The sequence below is a fragment of the Seonamhaeicola marinus genome, assembly GCF_008085455.1.
Genome location: NZ_VSDQ01000070.1, coordinates 1 through 263 on the forward strand (window position 1 = coordinate 1; position 263 = coordinate 263).

The 263-nt window shown below is 30.8% G+C and carries 1 protein-coding gene; it reads left to right on the forward strand.

Annotated features, from left to right (window positions below; translation table 11 throughout):
• Positions 1-96: 2-oxo acid dehydrogenase subunit E2 (locus tag FUA24_RS00445; protein ID WP_148539594.1), on the forward strand; the 96-nt coding region annotated here is incomplete at its 5' end.
• Positions 97-263 lie beyond the last annotated feature (167 nt).

Consider the following 263-nt stretch of genomic DNA (forward strand, 5'->3'; position numbering starts at 1 on the left):
TATGATCACCGTGTGGTTAACGGCGCATTAGGTGGTATGTTTGTAAAAGCAGTTAAAGATTATTTAGAAGCTTGGGATAGTAACAGAGAAATTTAAACATAAAAATAAACTTACAAAACCCAACTACTCATTATGTGGTTGGGTTTTTCTATTTTTGCATATCAACCAAATAAATTTTTAAAAGCGTCATAAATGCAACTCAACCTAACAAAACCCATTTGTTTTTTCGATTTAGAAACCACAGGAATCAATATTTCTAAAGA